The sequence below is a fragment of the Mycobacterium sp. WUMAC-067 genome (assembly GCF_020217485.1).
GTDB lineage: Bacteria > Actinomycetota > Actinomycetes > Mycobacteriales > Mycobacteriaceae > Mycobacterium.
Genome location: NZ_JAEKMI010000016.1, coordinates 1 through 17,972, shown reverse-complemented (window position 1 = coordinate 17,972; position 17,972 = coordinate 1). Strand labels below are relative to the sequence as shown.

Below are 17,972 nucleotides of genomic sequence, written 5' to 3'. Positions count from 1 at the left end.
TCGCTCCGGCTACATCCAAACTGCTTTGCCTCGACTGTTGTATAACGCCGAACCTCCACATACTTTTCAGAGGTGCAGCGGCTAGTCCCCTTTGCCGCAGCACCCGAGGCCCCGGCGAAACCCCTCGTCGCCGGGGCCTCACTCATGCCCCGCCATCTCTGAAACACGCCCACACCGCCACGAAACCCCTTGCTGGCGAGCCGCATCCGCAAAGTGTGTCTCGTGACGCTGACCAATCGCGGTGCCGTCACCGACACCTGGGCGCTCTGCTGCTGCCTGCTGCTTCTACAACCGCGTACGCCGTTGCCTTTTGGTGAGCGAATGTGAGTTCGCTTGTTCATCAGGCAGCCTCGCCTTGCGGTGAGGCGGTCCCCGTCTGATCCACCGGATGGTGATGCGGGGTTGACGTTTCATCACCTGCTGCGTCGCCCGCTGGCGCGGGGTCGGTCTCACGCGTGGCTCCACGTCCTGCCACCGGGCCACTCCCGGCGGGACTCTGTTCACCCACAGCTCGTGTGGGTACGCCGAGTCGGGCGAGATTGATCGCAGCACCCAGATCACGATCGATCCGCATACCGCACCCGTCACAGTCAAAGATCCGATCGGCCAGGGTGAGGTTTGGCTTTCGCCTCCCACAGGCCGTGCACAACTTCGACGACGGAAAAAATCGGTCGGCCTCCACGAGATCGGAGCCGTACCACCGACTTTTGTAACCCAGCATCCGCCGAATCTCGGCCAGGGCGGCATCAGCCAAGGCTCGATTCAGGCCCCGCTTGCGGGCGCCTCCCTTGGCGCGCATACCCGCGGCATTCAAGGTTTCGACCACCACCACATCGTGCTGCTGGGCCAGTGCGGTGGTGGCCTTGTGCAGCACGTCACGGCGCACCGCCGCGGCGTGGGCGTGGGTGCGGCCGATCCGGGCCTGGGTGCGCCGCCACCGCTTCGAGGCCCGCTGGCGGGTCCGGGTCTGCCGGTCATACGGGCCGTGCTGGCGGGCTGCTCGGCGCTGCAGCGCCCGCAACCGGGATTGCGCGGCGCTCAGCGACTTCGGCGCAGCGATACGCTCGACTTCAACGCCGTCGGGCGTGGCGATGACCAGCAGAGCATCGGCTTTCACCCCGACATCGACACCAACCACCGCATGGGCCGACCGGCGTGCGTGCGCCGGCCGCGTCTTGGCCTCCACAATCACCTGCAGGGCGCAGTGCCAGCGCCCCGCAGAGTCTTGGCGCACGGTGGCCGACAAGATGCGCGCCGACCCAGCCTCAACCCGACGGGCCAGCTTGCGGGTCGATTCATGGGTACGGACCGCACCCAGCCGCGGCAACCTGACGTGGCGGCGGTCGGCCTCGATGCGGATGGCCCCGGTGGTGAACCGCACCGAGCGCGGTGCCCGGGAGGTCTTGAACCGCGGGAACCCCACGGCGCGGCCGGCGCGCTGGCCGCGCCGGGAGGCTGACCAGGCATCCAACCCGCGGGCCAATCCATCCAGGCCGGTGTTGTAGGCCTCCTTCGAGTTCTCGCCCCACCATGGCGCACACCAGACCTTGCGCTGATTCCAGACCTTGCGCAGCGACGGCAACGACCACCCCAACACCGGCGTCAACTCTGCTTCGGGGATGCCGTAGCTACGCTCAGCGGCCCGCTGATCCATCACGGCCTTCACCAACGCCAACATGTGATTGTGCGCGAAACGCGCCGCACCAGCATGAGAAGCCAACTCGCGCAACTGTGTTGGTGTCGGATCCAACGCGAACCGATACGCCTGCGCCGTCCAACCCTCGGGGATCTCGAACCTAGCCACCAGCAACCACCTCGGCCTGTCTGGTGGCGGTCACTGCTCGCAACGCCTGGTTGCGCGCACCGCGGCGGCCACACAGGCGCACACACATCGAGGTCAGCACCTCGATCATGTCGCGCACCACATGACTACGCGTTGACCGGTGCGAACGACGGTGTGGGCACACCAGCGCACCAGGCCGCGTACACCACATCCGCCGGAGTTCCACTCTCCCAACAGGTCAGCACTTCCAGCCGCCGGCACTCGGCGAAATCGCGCTGGTACGCCACCGACTGTTGCGGATCCTCAATGCCGATCACACCGGGCCGCTGCGAACCCGCCATCAACCGTGCCGACGAATACTCATCACGCAACGCCGACCACTCACCAGACGCCGGCCACCGACCCGCCACCACAGCCCTCGCCACAGCCTGAGCCGCCGGCGACAACTCCGGCCCACAATTGAACACCGCCTGCTGAGTCACATGACGCACATACGCATCCACCGCACCTGGATCGCCACCCGTCAAATCCAGATACAGACCTGGCGCAACGGTTTCCAAACGATGCGACCGACTCCGCACCAGCCGCGACGCCTCAGCCTCATCCGGACCACCAGCAGCCGGCACACCGACCGCCACATCCGCGACACTCTCATCAACCAGATCCGACCGCGACATAAACGTCGACGCCACCGCCGACACCGCATCACCGCGAGCCTGGATCGCTCTCAACACCGTCTCAGCCGGATTGAACCACCCAAACCACCGAGCATCGAACGTCGAATCGAACCGCGCCGCCAACGGCATCGACCTCGGCACAAACACGCCGGCCGGCACATAACCAGCACCCTCATTCGTCGCAATCCACAACTCAGGCTGACCCGAAACGCCGCGCGCCACACCCACAGCCCACTCCAGACCCGGATACACCGCGCTCGACGCCGCCGCCAAATCAGCGACAACCTTGCGCGCACTCTCCAGATCTGTCATCGAAATGTCGCGACCCAACCGGCCACCGCCACCACTGCCCCCACCCACAGGTAGAAGCCCAGTCGCGCCAGGAGCTCCCGCAGAAGGCGGAGGCACCGCACCCGGCGGCGGCGGAGGCACCGCACCACCACCCATCGCCGGCGGCGCACCAGCGCCCCCGGCGGGCGGCAACACCGACCCATACGACGTCATCTGCCCACCAGGACCACCACCAGCAGCCGGAACACCCATCGGACCACCAGCACCCACCGGCGCCGACGACACCGCCGGAGCCGCAGGAGCACTCATCGTCGCAGGCGCCGCCGCCGGCGACGCAGAACCCATCGGCGCAGCCAACGGCGATGCCGGAGTCTGAGGAACAGGCTGAGCCGGCGTAACAGGCATCGACCCCGCAGCATTCGACGCCGCAGCTAAACCCCGACCGAAATCACCACCAAACGCCGCCCGCATAGCCTGCGACGACTGACCCTGCACAGAAGACGCCGGACTACCCACATTGCCCGCCATACCAGCCGGATTCGCCCCACCAAGCAACCCCGACATCGGACCCATGCCACCACTGGCCGCACCACTCAACGGTGACGCGCCACCACCAGGCGCAGACGGTGCCGACGGCAACGACGGCATCTTCGGAGACGCCGGCGAAGATGGTGTTCCGGCGGCTGGGCTCCATGGTGCACCGGCCAGCCCTTTCGACATATCCGACGGTTGACTGTGGCCGCCGGTTTTCGTTCCGCCTCCCCCGGAAGGTGAGTACGGATCTCTTCCGAGCCCGCCGGTCGATCCGTCTCCACTGCCCTCAACGGGCTTCTCTTTTCCGCCGCTCCAGTCGTCGCCACCTATTCCTTTGCCCGGATCCTTGCCGGGCGATTCGGGTGCTCCGAATTTGTTCGTGAGGCTTTGTGTTTCGGTTGTCACGAAGCCTCGTAGTTCGGCTGCATGTGCGTTGATCTGAGTGCGGTAGGTCGTGAGGATTGGTGCGACGGCCGCGATTCCGACCACTAAGTTGTTCGACTTCAGGACAGCCTCGATCTCACGGTGCGCTGTGTCGTGCGCTTCCCGAATGAGTCGCTTGGTCCGCCCGACATCCTCGCCCAGGCGACGCATGCCGGCCGAGCCCGTGGTGAGAACATCAATCAGATGCTCGTGAGCTTGATGCTCACTCCAATAATGCGCCTGCGCAGCTTCCGCCCCGTCGCCCGCAGTCCAACTATTCGAAAAGACCTGATCTGATTGGCTTTTCGCCTCAGCGGATGCAGTCGTGTGATCACTGGCGAGCTGCGCAAGGCGGTCGGCGGCCGCAGCAAGCTCCGTCTCCGACTCAGTCGGCCATACATCCGGACCTACTAGAGACGCTGTGTACAAACCAGGCTGGAGCTGAACGTCACCGCCGCCCGACATCCCGCAACCTGGCACGAAAGAGTCAGGCTTTGAAGGTTTCGCAGCAATGAACCGCTTGAGCAACTGCCCCATCTGCTCCTGCGCAGTGTCCGAATACTGCTTAGGAGCGACGATATCCGGCGCAGGCGGCTTCGGAGTGACGGCCGCCATCAGCGCGGCAACCCGCACACGTCAGCGAGGGCGAAGATCGCATCATTCGTCTTTGTGTTCAAACGATTACCCTCGTCTACCGACACGTTTCTGATTGCAGCTGAATTGAGTTCCAAAGCGGATTCAACGTATGCATGCGTTGCGTCAGCAACTTCCGTTGGTACGGCCGGTGTTAACGCATTCTGCACCGCAATGATGCTGTTCAAGCTGCGCAGCATTACCGGCACGTTGAGATCACCATTCAAACGCAGGCCGCCCTCGCCAGTTTGGCCTCGCAGTGAGTTGTCGAAAGTCCCACAGACTCTTGCCTTAGCTTCACTTTGCTCGGCGGCGCTGAATTGAGGCTCGCTGGAAGTCGCGGTCGTTGAGGCTGGCGGTGGTTCGGCTGTGGCACTGTTCCGGGCGATCGCGTAGGTGATCGCTGCCGTGGCGGCCACGGCGACGACCATCAGGATGGCCATGGCGAGCACGATCACCCACAGGCTGGGACGCCGTCCCCGCCGATCGGCAGGAGGAGGCGGTGCTGCCGGTGGTTGCGGTGGAACACTCTGGCTAGGAGGTGGCGGTGGCAGCGGCCGGTCGGCCGGGCCATGAACCGGAACCGATCCGGTCTGCGGTGCCCACGGCGATGTCGTGGTCATTGGTTTCGCCCCCTCCAGAAGCCTCTCGTTACGTCGTCAGCACGCCCGTGCTGAGTTCCTCGGTCGTTTCCACCGAGGTCACACTCGCCACCGAGGTAACAGACCCGAACGCCACCTTTGCCGCCAGAGACGCCGACGCCGACGCCAAGAGCACCCCCAACTCAGCGGTGTACGGAGCGATGTATGTCCCGACTGGCAGCGCCGGCAGTCCCGCACCCGCTGTGCACCCTCGCGCGGCCGCAGCGGCAGCAAGACCACCAGCGGTGTCCGAAGCTGACATATGCATGGATGACGCCATAGGCCGATGCTACCGCCGACTTCCGCCGCTCACAGCAGTCAAGCAGCGCCAAATATCTCAAGCGAAGAGCTTTGCCAGACGGCTGTCTCTGGCCCATCGATCACCCAGTACCGCCGTTGCCGTCCACAAGCACAACGCCGGGGCCGCAGGCCCTGCCAACCGCAAGGGCGCGACCTGCCCATCAAAAGCCAGCGTCAGCTGCCAACCGTCGAGATCCGGGTAGAACTCCGTGATGCCGCCGTAGTAGTAGCTCTCAAAGCCGGCATCGAGCGTGTTGCACAGTAGCCGGTGGTTCGTCATCGTCACCTGGATTTGCTGGTGATCACGCCACCGCTGTTCCGCATCCCGACGAGCCGCCACCTTCCGCCGATGGTTGACCGCTGCACTCATCGCCAACGCGCCAACCATCACCGCCGGCCGGCCCACCACCAACATGCCGGTCTTCTGATACTGGCCATCGCCTGCCGCGTACAACCGGCTGTACGACAAATCGGCCTCCAGAAGACCGAACTCATCCGCCGCGAGAACCGGCCCGAACACCTCGATCTCAGGTGGACTGACGCCTTGCGCGAACCGACGTGCGGCACCTCGCGCGTAGAGCCACCACTGCTCCCACTCGTTCCGCGGCGAGGCCACCGCATGGTGCTGACGCTGCTCGGGCTCGGAACCTCTCCGCTCGGGAAGGTTCGGATCGTAGACAGCCGGAAGCGGCCGGGCGTCACCGCCGGCAACCTGCTCCTCCCACCATCCGTCCAACATGCTCTGGATTATCAACCGTGGCACCGACATGCGCGACAGCTATCGGAGGCGAGTCGCCCTGCCTGCTGGAAGACGTGGAAACTCATAGCTCAATTCGTTTTCAATGTGGCGCATCCGCTCGCCGCGACGTCTCATCGACAACCATGGAGAACGACAAACTCGGCCGGCACAGCGATCTCGACGACGAGCTGCACAACGAAACCGACCAAGACCTATACGACCAAGTCGAGAAAGACCTGATGAGACTGGCCGAACTAGCAGAAGAAGAAGCGAACCGGTCCGATGCGGATGTACTCGCCGAGCTCGACGCACACGTCCAGGATCTCGACGACCTCGTCAACTCCGCGCCGCGGTCGCCAAAACAGGCCTTGAAGGGACTCACATCGAAAGCGGCCAATAGGCCACTGGCCAAGGTGATCAACATCGCCGACCGCCGCATCGGTGGTCGGGACTAGATCAGACTTCCGCCCGCAACTCCGCCAGCAAACTAATCGCTTCACCACGCTCAGCCTCATCCAGCCAAGGCATCAGCGTGATAATTCCTTCTTCAGCCTCTCTGGCAGAACGAGTGATCTCTTCCGAAAGAGCCTCGCGCGCAGTCTGTTCCATCTGATCGCGGTGCTTGCCAAACGTCTCTTTCATCGATAGAACGCGCCTGGCCAGCGCGAAGCGGTCACCGCCAGGAGATGGCGGGGGCGACGGTGCGGATGGTTGCTGGATCTCTTTCGGCACACCACCCTCGAGAACCGCTTCGATGCTGCCGCTCTCCCACTTCAGTGCCCGTTCGAGGGAGCGGCGTAACCGGGGGCTCAGCCGGCCGGCCCGATTGTTTTCTATCGCGCGCAGCGTGAGGACAGATGGGCCACCGAGTTCGTTGACATCGGTCTGAGTGAGACCGAGTTCGGCACGGCGATCGCGCACGACCACGCCTAGCTTTTCCCAGTCCACAGCCCCATATCTTGCCGCACGACGCGCAAAAACCGACGATTCCTGTGCATTTGACGGTTGAAACCGCGCGAAAGCGTGCTAAGTTGTCGGTAATTATCGGTATTTGTCGGTACTAGAGGGGACGCATCATGACTACCGTTGATTCCGGCCACACACCCACTGCTCGGCTTGCCGATGATTTCGGTCAAGTTCCGGCCACGAGGCTTTTCGAGACCTCGGAGCCTCGGCCATGCACGGCCACCAAGCCGGGGCCCGGCAACGATCCCTGGTTTTCCAACGACCGCAGCCGTGAACGCGCTGCGCGGATGTGCAAGGCCTGCCCGTTCATCGGGCGCTGCGGCTACAACGCGGTCGCCAGTCGCGCGACCCACGGCGTGTGGGGCGGAGTCGTTTTCCCGGGCGACAAGGCCGCCGCACTCGAAAAGATCTACGCGCAGCTCCTCGACCAGTTCGAGCAGCGTCGACCGATCGAGCTGGGCCACGCTCCGGCTCCGGAACTGCCGGCCGCGACCGCGCATCGCCGGCGCCGATCAGCCACCGCGACCGCCGCCTGAAGAGCAGACAGCACCGTGGAAACCACCCTCCACCCCACCTGCACAGGCGGATGCGGAACGCCCGTATCCGACCCACGCCATCCGTGCGATACCTGTTGGGACCGCCTACCTTCCACGCTCAAACGCGATCTGCTGTTGAGCCTTGCCGGCGTCGAAATCAACACCGCCGTCATCTCTGTCGCCGAATTCCTCGGCAAGCCACTCCCCCAGTTTCTGGCCGGTGACTCCGGCCTGCGTGTCAACCAACCGCGCCAAGGAGAAACCACGCCATGACCACCACCGCTACAACCCGTCCCGCGCCCTACATCGCCGCACTCGCCGTCACCGAACTGTTCGTCGACCACAGCTACCAGCGTCCACTGGACCTGCCCCGGGCCCGGCGACTTGCCGAATCCTGGGAACCACCGCTCATCGGGGTCATCGAGGTCTCCGACCGCGGATCCGACCAGCAACCCCGGTACGCGGTCGTCGACGGCCAGCACCGCTACGCCGCAGCCAAGCTGCGCGACCCAAAAGCCGTACTGGTAGCCAACATCCACGCCGGACTCACCGCCCGAGATGAGGCGCACCTGTTCTACGAGATCGACGCCAAACGAACCCGCCTCACCGGATGGGACCGGTGGAACGCCCGCCGTGGCGCCGGCGATCCCGCCGTTCTCGCGGTCGAATCGGTCGTCGAAGACGCCGGCCTGCGCGTCGAGGATTCTCCGACCAACGGTTCGGTCCGCTGCGTATCGACCTGCGAGAAAGTCTTCAAGCTCGGTGGCCAGCCGCTCCTGCGTGAGACACTCGGCCTGATCACCGAGGTCTGGGGTGTCGAGGTCGAGGCCTTTGACTCGCCCCTCGTGCATGGCACTGCGTTGGTGCTGTGGCACTACGGCAAGGCAATCAACGTCGAGCGCCTCGCCGACGCCATGGTCGACGTGTCACCACGGCAGTTCAAAGCCAAAGCCGTCGCGCTGCGCGAATACGAACGCGGCAGCCTGCCGAAACTTGCGGCCCTGGTCATCGTGAACACCTACAACCGCACCAAAGGGCCCAAACTTGATAAGCCCAAAGACTTTACGAAGCGCTCACCGCAAGCCGGCGTCCGCCGGCCGTCATCCTTGGCAGCAGCGTCCTGAGCCCGGTTGTGACAGATCATGGCCACCGCAACTGGCAGCACCAGTGACGTAACCGCCGTCTCGCCTGTGATCGAACGGCGAGTGCTCACCGCGGATGGAACCGCGCTGGCCGTGTCCGACTACCCGAGCTCCACACCGACCCGGCACACCGTCGTGCTCCTGCACGGATTCTGTCTCTCCCAAATCAGCTGGAGCATCCAGATCCGGCTCCTGCGCCGCGCGCGGCCGGACCTTCGGATCATCACCTTCGATTACCGCGGCCACGGTCGATCCGCCGAGGCACCTCTGCGCACCTACCGCATCGAGCAGCTCGCCGACGACCTCGCTCAGGTACTCACCGTCCTCAACGTCGCCGGGCCCGTCACACTGGCAGGCCACAGCATGGGCGGCATGACCGCGCTCACCTACCTCGTGCTTCCGGCCCTGCGGCGGCCCATCACCCCGGTTGGGCTCGTCCTGGTGGCCACTGCCGCCGGCCGACTCGCACAGCGCGGCATCGGCCGACTCCTGAGCCTCCCCGCTGTCGGGATGCTCGGCACTGTCGTCGACCACGCCCCGCACCGCGGGGCCGACCAGACTGCACGGTCACTCATCCGGCCGGCATGCCGAACATTCAGCCGCCTTGCCGGTCTCGGCAGCGCTGAGCGGGCCGCGTTCGTCGAGACCGCGGCCGACGCAATGCAACGCACACCGCTGGCCACCGCCGTCGGCTTCCTGTCCAGCCTGCAAACCTACGACCGCTACAACGAGCTCGCCGCCATCGCTGCTCGCACCGTGGTGGTCAGCGGAGGCACCGACACCGTCACCCCTGTCGCCCATGCTCACGACCTGGCCGCCGGCATCCCGGGGGCAGTCCATCTGCACGCAGCCGCCGGCGGACACATGCTCCTGCACGACGCGCCGCGTCTCGTCGTCGACGCGATCGCGCGCACCCTCACACCACTGACCCATCCCACCATCACTGATGCGTTGGGTACGCCGCCAAAAGTCTTGGAGGCGATATGAATACACACCAATCAGCAGACACCAACGACGTCGACGTGCGCCCCTATAACAGTGGTGCCGTGACACGAGTGCGGTACCGCGGCTGGATCGTCGACGTCGACCGGGCCGGCGCGATCGTCCTGCCCCGCCAAACCGTCACCGGTGCTGCCGAGGATCTCGTCGCCTGCCTGGACGCTGCCCGTACCATCTCCGCTAAAACCGCGGCTGAAGCCAAGGCCGCCGCGGCGGCCGCCCGCGCTGATAAGGCCGCGGCCGCTCCCGCACCCGCTCCCCACCTCGTTGCAGCCGTACCCGACCGGCGACCCCAACTGCGTCCGCTCATCCAGGTACTCCAGGCCGCCCGCGACATCGCCGACCAACACTGGCACCCGCGCCGCAACGACATCTACACCTGCACCAAGCAAGCCTGGCTAGACCACGAAATGAGCATCCCGTTCGCCTGGCTCCAACGCGCACTCCGCGAAGCCCTGCCACCGAACACCACACTCACCGACTACAACGACAACTCCGACCACGCCGGCGCCGTCGGCCTGTTCGACACCGCGATCCGCAATCTCACCGGAACACCCGCCCGCCAGCCGATCACGGTTCCGGCCGCATCATGACCCCGAGCTTCGGACAGTGGATCGTGCACCGGGCCCGCAGCACCTGGACCCGGAGATACCGAGCGTGAGCACACCGGCCGCCGTTGCGATCGACGCCGCACCGACCTTGCGGGCCTACCGGTTCGCTCTCGATCCCACACCCGCCCAGGAACAACAGCTGCGATCACACTGCGGCGCCGCACGATTCGCCTACAACCACATGCTCGCACTGGTGAAGGCCAACCTCGACCAACGCACTGCCGAACATACGTATGGCATCCCCGAACAGGAACTCACCCCAACGCTCAACTGGTCCTTCTACTCACTGCGCAACCAGTGGAACCAAATCAAGAGCGACGTCGCACCGTGGTGGTCGGAAAACTCCAAAGAGGCCTACGCCAACGGCATCGCCAACCTCGCCACCGCCCTCTCCAACTGGTCAACTTCACGCGCGGGCCAACGCCGCGGCCGCGCCATACGCTTTCCCAGATTCAAGACAAAATGCGCCCGCCCGTCCTGCCGATTCACCGCCGGCGGGCTCGGCCTCGTCGAGCGCGATCGACGGCATGTACGGCTGCCGAAAATCGGCACCATCCGGACCCACGAGTCGACACGCAAGCTCGCCCGCCGTGTCGAGGCAGGTACCGCGCGGATCCGCTCGGCCACCATCAGCTTTGAGCGCGGTCGCTGGCACGTGGCGTTCAGTGTCGAACTTCCCGCCAGCAATGCACAGTGCCACAGCCGGCATCTACGGGCGGTGGTCGGTGTGGATCTCGGCATCACCCACCTAGCGGTCCTCTCCGCCGCGGTCCCCGGTGTTTCCGATGACCACGGCATGGTCCCTAACCCTGACCATCTGGAAAAGGCACAGAAGAAGCTGCGCCGGCTTCAACGCCAGGCCGCACGCCGCCGCGGCCGCGACAAACGAACCGGCGCAACACCGTCATCACGCTGGCTGCGAACCCACACCCAGATCAACCGCTTACACGCCCAGATCGCCAACGCCCGTACAGATGGCCTGCACAAACTCACCACCGCCCTGGCCGAGCGTTTCGAGACGATCGTCATCGAGGATCTCAACGTCACCGGCATGCTCGCCAACCACCGGATCGCCCGCCGCATAAGCGGCGCCGGATGGGGCGAACTCCGGCGCCGACTCACCTACAAGATCAACGACAAGGGCGGCACCCTCGTCGTCGCCGACCGCTTCTACCCCAGCTCCAAAACATGCTCAAGCTGCGGCTCAGTGAAAGCCAAACTGAGCCTTTCCCAACGGATCTACCACTGCGAGTCATGCTCAATCAGGATCGATCGTGACCGCAACGCCGCTGCAAACCTGGCCGCCCTCGCAGCCAGCACCACGGCCACGTCCTCCCCGAGTTGCGGGGCGACACGAAACGAGCCCGATGGAAACCAGCACAAGACCAGCACCGCTGGCAGCCGGTACCGCCCCGGGAAGTCCGAACCGGACAACGTCGCATGAGCAATCACGCGGCTGACGCACCCATTCAGCGGGACGCTTCAACGGCATCATGATGTGGGACTTACGACTTACGGTCGTCGGATATCAAAGTAATTGCACACCAACGAAATACGAGCATTCGAAGGGATGCGTAGCGCACAATGTCCATGAATGTTGGTGCGGTCGTGACCGCGACACGCGATCAGCTGGCCGCTGAACTCCGGGAAGCGGGCCGGCCGTTGTCGACGATGCAATTGGCTGCCCGGTGCGGGATCCCGTGGCACACGGTGCGGCTCGTCGACGCGAGTTGTTCGTGGGCGCAGGCCTTCGCTGGGCATCGCTATGGCGCGGTCCTCGAATGCCACGGCGGCGGCGTCCATACAGTTGCGGTGCCACCGCTACCCGGTCTGATTCATCCGCTCCTGGTAGATCTGGAGGCCGCCGGTGTTGTCGCCCGCGTGGCAGGTCCCGGCATCGGTAGTCAGCTTGAGGACGCGCTTGTGCGTCGGGCGAATCATGCGTGGGTGTGTTGGCGATACTGCGGGCCGCGGTCGGATCCGGAGTTCGACGCCGTGGTCGCCGGCTTCTGATTCGCGATGACGGTCGATCCCGTTCGATACCGAATCACGTTGATCTGTAGTGACTTTCGTGCTGAATGCGCCGCGTTGTCGGCGTGTCTCGAATCGGCATCCACTTCGCAATGACAAGGTCACACTCATGCCACAGCCGCACAAAGGCGACCGTCACAAAATTCCAGTGCGTCCAGTCGACCGCGTTTACCGAAAGCTCGAAGAAATGCGCATCGAGGCCGGCGTCAGCTCCATGTCCCAGTACATGAGTGACGTCCTCGCAGTGTGGGCCGGAATGCCCGAACTAGCCCGCGAACTCAATCAGGAGGTGTTGCAGATCAGCGCATAGGACCTGCGGGTGAATTCCCCGCTGCCCCAGTACATCTGAATAGCGCGCGATAAGCACCCCATAAACGACGAACACCCCCGGCTGGCGGGCCGAGGGTAAACGTTCGTTGCGAGTGCGAAGTGCCGAGTTTGCCGGCTCGGTCCTTCTCGTAGGCGATTCGCGCACCTATCCCCGAAGGGACTGTCTTGCTGGACAGGTCTCACGGTATCGCACACCTCCGAGTAGGTCCAGAGGACGCGCAACCGTCTCAGCATCCTTCTCGGCCGCCCCGTGTGGCCGAGCATCTGCGGCGCCCCTATCAGGGGACCAGCCGCATGAAACGTCGCCGCGGTGTGATCCGCACCCGGCCGCGACCTACCGTGCAGCGTCGACGTCGCGCCGCCCGTAAACCCGTGCCACGAGGTCATGTGTGGCTGGACGGCGAGCTCGTCTATTTGGAGCTGCCGGAGGGGGCCCACAAAGGTGTTCCGTGCTGGACTGGCAAGGCGGCCCGCTGGATCCACTTCACCGTGGCGATCGCGTACGACCTGCACTACGGCGAGATTCGGCCGCAGATGGGCAATGGTGGCATCAGCAAGCCCGCACTGCTGGCGATCTGCTCTTATCAGGCGTTAAATTCTCAAAACACGCCTTAAAGGTGTGTTGAAGTGCAGTTTTATCCACGCATACATGTAACCTATTAGGTATGAGCAGCCAAAATTTTGCCGACCGGCAGCGGCGTGGCGCGAGGTTGAGTGTGGGATACCGGGGTAAATGTTTACCCCATGGAACTACACGACGATCCTCAGCAGTTGGTGGAGGAACTCGTCCGGCAGCATGCTCAGGTTTTGGGCGAGGCGCATGGGAATCTGGCTGCGCGGCATCCGGAAGTCCCAGATCGTTTTGTCGATCAGGGCAGCAATGTGCGACCGATCACGGTGTCGTGCTCGGTGTTGGAAACGTTTCTGCTATCGCGGTTACGGCGGGAGACTCCCGATTCGACTCTAAAAGTCAAGGCGGGCAACGGGATGGGAGTTCTTCTGCTCGACGGGAAGGGCTCGCGGATTTATGTGCGCAAGCATCCGCGCAATCGGCGGACTGGTCAGCTGATCGAGACTGTGCCGTTTGTGCCGGGTGGGGAGCAGTACAGCATCGAGGAGGTGCTGGGTCACCCGATCGGTGGCGAAGAGGGTATTCCCGAGCCGCAGAAGTATCGGGAATACCTGTTGTGGTGGCCGGACGGTCGCGGGTTTTTCGGCGGCGCGGTCCTCGCGGCGGGACTACTCCTCGACAATGTGGAGGTTCTTTACGGTCGGACACCGTTGCCGCCGCCGATCATGGAGGACCGCTCATTCAATGTTGGTCTCGGCGGGAGCCGTCGGGAGGGCGCGGGACCGGGGACTTTCGGGACACGGCGCCGCGACGACGACTTCGCCGAGGTCGACGAGGACGCTGCGAGCGATCAGGACGAGGAGGACGGTCCGCCGAAATCGTCGTAGCCATCGTGCACAGTGTTGGGTGCATGTGGGTTTCCCAACCCGGTGACGTTGAATTGAGCGCACGATGATTGAGGTTTTTGGTGCACGGGTCCGGCAGGCCCGGTTGTTGAGGCGGATGACGGCACGGTCGGTGGTGGAAGCCACAGGCTGGAGTACGTCACGGCAGTCCCAGATTGAGAAGTCGCTGACGGTGCGGCTCGACGGCGGCGATGTTGCGTTGCTGGCGGGGTTGTTCCGGTTTCCTGCAGCGTTTTTCAGCTCGGAGCCGCGGACACGGATCACCGCGAACGAGTTGCTGTTTCGGGCGCCGAAGTCAATGACGGTGGGTGAGCAGGAGTTTCTGGCGACGTTCGCGTCGTTGGCAGGCGATTTTCTCGGTGAGCTCGATGGCCGGTCGAAGCTGCCTCCGGTGAAGGTTCCGACGGTCAGTCCCGATGAGCTGGCACATAGTTCGATCACGGTGGCCGCAGCGCGTCTGCGTGAGGCGATGGGACTGGAACACGATGAGCCGCTTGACGATTTGATGTATGAGGCCGAGCGGCTGGGCGCTCCGGTGATTGTCCGGCGCCGGGTCGCCGGTGAGTGGGAAAGCGAATTCGCCGCTACCGGTGGGCGTTCTCGTGATGAGCGGCATTTGGGGTATTCGAGTTGGGTGGGCCGGTTACGGGACCGGCCGCTGTTGGTGTTGAGGGATAGCGACTCGTGGGAGCGGACCCGGTTCACGGTCGCCCATGAGCTCGGTCATTTGGTGTTGCACAGTCACGCCTATTGCTCGGTCAGTGCCGCCGACGAGTTGGAGGCCAACCGGTTCGCGACCGAGTTGTTGGCCCCGGCAGGGGTCATCGCCGGTGAGTTGCCGCGGGTGATGTCGCTGTTGAATCTGCGTCCGCTCAAAGCCAAGTGGGGTCTGTCGTTGGGTTCGTTGATCATGCATCTGCGGGATTCGGGGCTGATCGCGCCGGATCGGGCGAGAATGTTGACCACCCAGCTGCATTCACGGATCAACCCGGATACCGGGCACACGTGGGGTATGACGGAACCGGGATGGCAGGACCGCGTCCCGGAGCGGCCCCGGCTGCTGCGTAAGTGGGTGGAGCGCTGCTACGGCGGCGCGTCGGTGCGGATGCTTAGCGCCCGGGATTCGATGATCTATCCCGCTGATGTGCTGGATTGGTTTTTGGCCACGCAGCGGCCGGCGCCGGCGGCCGAGCATAATCCGGTCGCGGCCAGTGTCGGCCATGGACGCACCGCGGCCCCACCGGCCGATGGCGGCTCCCAGGTGATCCGGTTGGACGATTTCCGTAAGGGCAGGCCATCGTGAATGTGGTGGGGTGCGGCTGACGGTGGCACAGGTGCAGCGGGTGCGCTTTGCGGACCGGCCACCCACCTACACGGTGGTCGGCGTCGACAAGCTGCCCGTGGCGCCGGCTCGCGAGTACCTGACGTTTCTGCGCAACCAAGGGGGCTCACCGAACACGCTGCGCGCCTATGCCTATGGGCTGGCGGCGTGGTGGACGGTGCTGGAGGGTACCGGTACCGCGTGGGATGACTTCCCCACCAGTCTGTTTGGCCAGTTCCTGGCTTATCTGCGCACCGGTGATCTGCCTGGGGTGGCCCGGATCGGTGAACCGGAGCAGAGATTGGCCGAATCCTCGCTGCTGCCGCGCAGTGCGGCGGTGTTGTCGATGTACCGGTATTTCGCCAATGCCCATGACCTGGTGCGCCCCTACCGGCGGTTGTACGCCAGTCATGCTCGTACGTCCCGGCGGGGCCGCTATGCACCGTTTCTGGCCGGGGTCGGCCCGAAACGCGAGCAGGACGGGCCGATTCACCGGCTCCGCGGCCTGCAGTGCGCCGAAACACCGGTGCTGCTGCCGGTGCAGGTCAACGCCATCTTGGATGCGTGCAGTGTCCAGACGGTCTCGGGTGAGTGGTCGGGCGGCGGGGCGGGGCTGCGTGACCGGTTGTTCTTCGCGGTGTTGGCCGAAACCGGGATGCGGCTCGGTGAGGCGTTGTCGTTGCGCCACAGTGATTTTGATATTGCCGGTGGCGGTACCCCATCGGTGATGGTGGCGGGCCGTGATGATCATCCGCATGGGGTGCGCGCGAAATCTGGCCCGCGACGGATTTACATCGGCGACGATCTGGTCGCCCTCTACACCGAGTACGTGTGGCAGTTGGTGGCCGCCGGCGCGGATGTCACGGTCGGCGATCTGGCGTCGTGTTTCGTGTTTGTCAACCTGGTGCGAGGCGTGCGCTATGCCCCGCTGCGACCGGAAACCATCTACGACAAGGTCGATCTGATCACCGCCCGTCGCGCCGATGTGCTGCCTGAGCAGTGGACGCCGCACTGGCTGCGCCACACCCACGCCACCGCGTTGTTGCTGGCTGGGGTGGATGTGCATGTGGTGATGCGTCGTCTCGGTCACGCCGACGTGCAGACCACGTTGTCGACCTACGGGTGGGTGACCGCCGACGCCGAGATGCGCACGCTGGCCGAATGGAAGAACTATGTCGCTGGGTGGAAGGTGAACCGTGACGGGCAATGACAGTCCTGCACCAGCGCATACCCCACCGACGCGCGGTGCCGCCGGGGATCGGTGGACACAGCAGTGGCAACAAGTGCCGCCGCAGTGGCGCAGGCTGGTCTATCACCTGGATACCGGCCCGGCCAACACGGTCTTTCAGCGCAACCCGCGCTACCGGCCCACCCCGGACGGCCACGACTTCACCCCGCAGGGTGTGCCGCAACGGTTGTGCGAGGAGCTCGCGTGGTGGGTGTGGCTGTGTGGACACGAAGAACGTCGCAAGATCGAACCGTCGCTGCTGAAATGGACCAGCGGTGCACTGAGCATCGCCGCCGCCGACTACCACCAACGGCACCGGCGTTACCCGGTCAGTGTCGCTGATCTGAGCGCCGAGGCCATCGTGCGTCACGGGGTACGCGAGTTCGAGCGCCGCACCGGTCGGCTGCCCTCGGCCGGGTTTCGGCGCAACGTGGCCAGTTTCATCGAGCACCTGCACCTGTACGTGTCGGTCCGCTGCACCGACCGGCCATGGTGGGCTCATGACATCTGGGATCTGGACGCTGATCCCCGCATCCCGCAGCGTGAGCACGAACCCTGCCATGACCAGGTTGCCCGCCTCGGAGGGATCGAACCGGTCTGGCTGCGTGAAGGGGTGCGGTTCTGGCTGCGCACCTGTTTGACGGCTGAACTGCTGCGCTGGTCGTCGGTGATCGGCCGCACCCGCGGCATCACCCGCCATCTGGGTCCATTCTTGGTCGAACGCGGGATCGATGATCCGGTGATCAGCACCGACCGGGCGGCGCTGCGGCTGGTGTTCACCGAGTTCACCGAATACCTCAAATCACCTGCCGCGCGGGCCAAACCGGAGCGTCCGCTGTCGGCGGCGACGATCGCGGTCGTCCAGTCCAAGATTCAGATGTTCTACACGTTCATGGTGGACCATGCCGAGGAAGCCGCGGCAGCGACCGGAGATCCTCGCTGGAGCCGGTTGACCGACACCCATACCCGGTTGTGGGGTGCGGCGTTTCGCAGCCGACGCCCTACCGGCGGCCGGGAGCTGACCTGGTTTTCGACCGCCGAGCTGCAGCGGATGCTGTGCTATCTCGACGTGCTGGCCGCCGATGCGGGCAAACCGGTGGTCATCACCCATCCCGATTCCACCATCTCGGTCGTGGCTGGTCTCGGCGATCCGCAAGCGGCCCGGATCTGGCTGCTGCAAGCGTTGACCGGGCGCCGGGCCTCGGAGATTCTGATGCTCGATTTCGACCCGCTGCAGCCGATCCCGGGGCATGACCGCCCCGCGGGAGCCACCGACGTTCCCGATGGGTTCGTGGCCAAACTGCGTTACCA

Annotated in this window: 18 protein-coding genes and 2 pseudogenes; 13 read left to right on the top strand and 7 right to left on the bottom strand. The window is 64.7% G+C overall.

Features of this window, described 5'->3' with window-relative positions; translation table 11 throughout:
• Window positions 1-340: 340 nt before the first annotated feature.
• The 5 genes and pseudogenes from tnpB (JF781_RS13440) to JF781_RS13420 form a co-directional block, all read right to left on the bottom strand.
• On the bottom strand, window positions 341-1,804 hold the full coding sequence (gene tnpB / locus JF781_RS13440) for an IS607 family element RNA-guided endonuclease TnpB (protein ID WP_225341190.1): 1,464 nt from the start codon (window positions 1,802-1,804) through the stop codon (window positions 341-343).
• Window positions 1,797-1,937: pseudogene (locus JF781_RS13435) on the bottom strand (IS607 family transposase); the annotation flags it as partial. The gene tnpB (JF781_RS13440) and the pseudogene JF781_RS13435, both read right to left, overlap by 8 nt.
• Window positions 1,930-2,772, bottom strand: coding sequence for a chemotaxis protein (locus JF781_RS13430; RefSeq protein ID WP_225341189.1), 843 nt, complete (start codon window positions 2,770-2,772; stop codon window positions 1,930-1,932). The pseudogene JF781_RS13435 and the gene JF781_RS13430, both read right to left, overlap by 8 nt.
• A 1,550-nt stretch (window positions 2,773-4,322) precedes the next feature.
• A complete protein-coding gene (locus tag JF781_RS13425) occupies window positions 4,323-4,784 on the bottom strand; it encodes a hypothetical protein (RefSeq protein WP_225341188.1) in 462 nt (153 codons plus the stop codon).
• 535 nt (window positions 4,785-5,319) lie between these two features.
• Window positions 5,320-6,021 (bottom strand): hypothetical protein, encoded by a 702-nt coding sequence (locus JF781_RS13420; RefSeq protein ID WP_225341187.1) that lies wholly within the window; start codon window positions 6,019-6,021, stop codon window positions 5,320-5,322.
• Window positions 6,022-6,164: 143 nt separating this feature from the next.
• On the opposite strand from JF781_RS13420, the gene JF781_RS13415 reads away from it, so the two are divergent.
• Entirely contained in the window at window positions 6,165-6,476 is a 312-nt protein-coding gene (locus tag JF781_RS13415; RefSeq protein ID WP_225341186.1) for a hypothetical protein, read from the top strand.
• Window position 6,477: 1 nt separating this feature from the next.
• Here JF781_RS13415 and JF781_RS13410 read toward each other — a convergent pair whose 3' ends face one another.
• Entirely contained in the window at window positions 6,478-6,969 is a 492-nt protein-coding gene (locus JF781_RS13410; protein WP_225341185.1) for a DNA-binding protein, read from the bottom strand.
• Between the two features lie 128 nt (window positions 6,970-7,097).
• Between JF781_RS13410 and JF781_RS13405 the strand changes: the two genes are divergently transcribed.
• A complete protein-coding gene (locus tag JF781_RS13405; RefSeq protein WP_225341184.1) occupies window positions 7,098-7,523 on the top strand; it encodes a WhiB family transcriptional regulator in 426 nt (141 codons plus the stop codon).
• Window positions 7,524-7,628: 105 nt separating this feature from the next.
• On the opposite strand, the gene JF781_RS13400 is transcribed toward JF781_RS13405, so the two are convergent.
• The gene (locus tag JF781_RS13400) at window positions 7,629-7,778 is read right to left on the bottom strand and encodes a hypothetical protein (RefSeq protein WP_225341183.1); all 150 of its coding nucleotides are present in this window, start codon (window positions 7,776-7,778) and stop codon (window positions 7,629-7,631) included.
• 14 nt (window positions 7,779-7,792) lie between these two features.
• On the opposite strand from JF781_RS13400, the gene JF781_RS13395 reads away from it, so the two are divergent.
• From JF781_RS13395 to JF781_RS13345, 11 genes and pseudogenes are all read left to right on the top strand, one after another.
• Window positions 7,793-8,647: a DUF6551 family protein gene (locus tag JF781_RS13395; protein WP_225341182.1), complete on the top strand. Its 855-nt coding sequence runs from the start codon at window positions 7,793-7,795 to the stop codon at window positions 8,645-8,647.
• Between the two features lie 18 nt (window positions 8,648-8,665).
• Complete coding sequence (locus JF781_RS13390) at window positions 8,666-9,652, top strand: alpha/beta fold hydrolase (protein WP_225341181.1); 987 nt, start codon at window positions 8,666-8,668, stop codon at window positions 9,650-9,652.
• Window positions 9,649-10,257 carry a hypothetical protein gene (locus JF781_RS13385; protein WP_225341180.1) on the top strand — a complete coding sequence of 203 codons (609 nt, stop codon included), beginning with the start codon at window positions 9,649-9,651 and terminating at the stop codon, window positions 10,255-10,257. Before JF781_RS13390 ends, JF781_RS13385 begins: the two co-directional genes overlap by 4 nt.
• Before the next feature lie 16 nt (window positions 10,258-10,273).
• Window positions 10,274-11,719, top strand: coding sequence for an IS607 family element RNA-guided endonuclease TnpB (gene tnpB, locus JF781_RS13380; protein WP_308014228.1), 1,446 nt, complete (start codon window positions 10,274-10,276; stop codon window positions 11,717-11,719).
• 164 nt (window positions 11,720-11,883) lie between these two features.
• Window positions 11,884-12,288, top strand: a complete 405-nt coding sequence (locus JF781_RS13375) for a hypothetical protein (protein WP_225341179.1) — start codon at window positions 11,884-11,886, stop codon at window positions 12,286-12,288.
• Window positions 12,289-12,415: 127 nt separating this feature from the next.
• The gene (locus JF781_RS13370) at window positions 12,416-12,616 is read left to right on the top strand and encodes a hypothetical protein (RefSeq protein ID WP_085142203.1); all 201 of its coding nucleotides are present in this window, start codon (window positions 12,416-12,418) and stop codon (window positions 12,614-12,616) included.
• Window positions 12,617-12,888: 272 nt separating this feature from the next.
• On the top strand, window positions 12,889-13,251 hold the full coding sequence (locus JF781_RS13365; RefSeq protein ID WP_225341178.1) for a hypothetical protein: 363 nt from the start codon (window positions 12,889-12,891) through the stop codon (window positions 13,249-13,251).
• 129 nt (window positions 13,252-13,380) lie between these two features.
• The gene (locus tag JF781_RS13360) at window positions 13,381-14,094 is read left to right on the top strand and encodes a hypothetical protein (protein WP_225341177.1); all 714 of its coding nucleotides are present in this window, start codon (window positions 13,381-13,383) and stop codon (window positions 14,092-14,094) included.
• Between the two features lie 64 nt (window positions 14,095-14,158).
• Window positions 14,159-15,415 (top strand): ImmA/IrrE family metallo-endopeptidase, encoded by a 1,257-nt coding sequence (locus JF781_RS13355; protein ID WP_225341176.1) that lies wholly within the window; start codon window positions 14,159-14,161, stop codon window positions 15,413-15,415.
• 22 nt (window positions 15,416-15,437) lie between these two features.
• On the top strand, window positions 15,438-16,643 hold the full coding sequence (locus JF781_RS13350; protein WP_225341257.1) for a tyrosine-type recombinase/integrase: 1,206 nt from the start codon (window positions 15,438-15,440) through the stop codon (window positions 16,641-16,643).
• A pseudogene (locus JF781_RS13345) lies at window positions 16,630-17,972 on the top strand (transposase); the annotation flags it as partial. The gene JF781_RS13350 and the pseudogene JF781_RS13345, both read left to right, overlap by 14 nt.

What these genes read in the sequence shown, in the direction of transcription:
- JF781_RS13370 (WP_085142203.1), top strand. Translation starts at nt 12,416, where the DNA reads ATGCCACAGCCGCACAAAGGCGACCGTCACAAAATTCCAGTGCGTCCA.
- JF781_RS13390 (WP_225341181.1), top strand. Translation starts at nt 8,666, where the DNA reads ATGGCCACCGCAACTGGCAGCACCAGTGACGTAACCGCCGTCTCGCCT.
- JF781_RS13385 (WP_225341180.1), top strand. Translation starts at nt 9,649, where the DNA reads ATGAATACACACCAATCAGCAGACACCAACGACGTCGACGTGCGCCCC.
- JF781_RS13425 (WP_225341188.1), bottom strand. Translation starts at nt 4,784, where the DNA reads ATGGCCATCCTGATGGTCGTCGCCGTGGCCGCCACGGCAGCGATCACC.
- JF781_RS13360 (WP_225341177.1), top strand. Translation starts at nt 13,381, where the DNA reads ATGGAACTACACGACGATCCTCAGCAGTTGGTGGAGGAACTCGTCCGG.
- JF781_RS13355 (WP_225341176.1), top strand. Translation starts at nt 14,159, where the DNA reads ATGATTGAGGTTTTTGGTGCACGGGTCCGGCAGGCCCGGTTGTTGAGG.
- JF781_RS13405 (WP_225341184.1), top strand. Translation starts at nt 7,098, where the DNA reads ATGACTACCGTTGATTCCGGCCACACACCCACTGCTCGGCTTGCCGAT.
- JF781_RS13415 (WP_225341186.1), top strand. Translation starts at nt 6,165, where the DNA reads ATGGAGAACGACAAACTCGGCCGGCACAGCGATCTCGACGACGAGCTG.
- JF781_RS13395 (WP_225341182.1), top strand. Translation starts at nt 7,793, where the DNA reads ATGACCACCACCGCTACAACCCGTCCCGCGCCCTACATCGCCGCACTC.
- JF781_RS13430 (WP_225341189.1), bottom strand. Translation starts at nt 2,772, where the DNA reads ATGACAGATCTGGAGAGTGCGCGCAAGGTTGTCGCTGATTTGGCGGCG.
- JF781_RS13420 (WP_225341187.1), bottom strand. Translation starts at nt 6,021, where the DNA reads ATGTTGGACGGATGGTGGGAGGAGCAGGTTGCCGGCGGTGACGCCCGG.